Annotated in this window: 1 protein-coding gene; it reads left to right on the forward strand. The window is 59.6% G+C overall.

Annotated features, from left to right (window positions below; all coding sequences use genetic code 11):
- Positions 1–80: 80 nt before the first annotated feature.
- On the forward strand, positions 81–1441 hold a 1361-nt coding region (gene tnpC / locus FHX16_RS31385), incomplete at its 3' end, for an IS66 family transposase (protein ID WP_259132244.1).

Genomic DNA, 1441 nt, shown 5'->3' on the forward strand with positions numbered 1-1441 from the left:
GTGCGGCAATATCAGATCGCCGGCTGAGGATGGCGAATTGAGCTGTTGACGCAAAGGGGCGGTTCAGATTCAAGAATCTGATGACTCGAACCGGCGAACCAAGCGTTGCAGAGCTGATGGCGCAGTTGGCGGCCAATGCTGCCGAAATCGCTGCGCTCAAAGCTGAGAAAGAGGCGCTCTCGCGGCGGGTCGTCAAGCTGGAAGAGGAGCTGGCACTGGCAAAGCTGCATCGCTTTGCCCCGCGCAGCGAAAAGCACATTGACCGTCTCTTCAACGAGGCCGAAGAGGCTGCGGTCGAGGATGACAGCGAGGAAGGCGATGTTGTCGAGCTTCCAGACACCGGCCTGCCAGCGGTAGAAGGTCAAACGGGAAAGAAGCGTGGACGCAGACCTCTGCCGGAAGACCTGCCACGCGAGCGCGTCGAATATGACCTCCCCGACGATCAGAAGTCTTGTCCCTGCTGTCAGGGTCAGATGCATCGCATGGGCGAGGCTGTTACCGAACAGCTCCATATCGAGGTCAAGGCAAAGGTCCTACAGAATGTGCGGTTCAAGTACGCTTGCCGCCATTGCGACCGCACCGGGATCAACACGCCCGTCGTGATCGCACCGATGCCGACGCAGCCCCTGCCGGGCAGTATCGCTACTGCCTCGACGTTGGCCTTCGCGCTCGTCCACAAGTACGTCGACGGCACACCGCTCGACCGCGTGGCGCAAACATTCGAGCGTGCTGGTGTTCCGATCAGCCGCGGCGCTCTCGCTCACTGGGTCATCGGCTCAAGCGAGAAGCATCTGCACCGCATCTATGATGCTCTGAAACTGCGGCTCAGATTACAGCCTCTCATTCATGGCGATGAGACGACGGTTCAGGTCCTGAAGGAAAAGGACAAGGAGGCCACCAGCACTTCGTACATGTGGGCCTATCGCAGCGGCGAGGACAGTGACGAGCCAATCGTATTGCTCGACTATCGGCCGGGGCGCGGCCAGATCCACCCGCAGACCTTCCTTGGTGACTACCGCGGCATATTGGTCAGCGATGGCTACACTGCCTGGCGCACATTGAATGGCGCAACCCATGTCGGATGCATGGCTCACTCCAGGCGGCGCTTCGTTGATGCCCTCAAGGCGAGAAAGAAAGGTGGCGGCCCGCCGGAGCAGGCCCTCAGGTTCTTTGAACAACTCTACCGGATCGAAAGGCAGGCGCGAGAGATAAAGCCCGACGCCGGTGAAACGCAGGCCGAGTGCATTCGCCGCTTCCGCCAACAGCACAGCTTACCTGTCCTGAACGCTCTAAAGACTTGGCTCGATAACATCGCGCCGAAGGTCGTACCGGATACCAAGCTCGGCGATGCTGTGTCCTACACCCTGAACCAATGGGATTACCTGACGCGTTACACCAGCGACGGCAGGATGCCGATCGATAACAACATTCTGGAACGCGA

Source organism: Rhizobium sp. BK661 (assembly GCF_024808825.1).
Classification (GTDB): Bacteria; Pseudomonadota; Alphaproteobacteria; order Rhizobiales; family Rhizobiaceae; genus Rhizobium.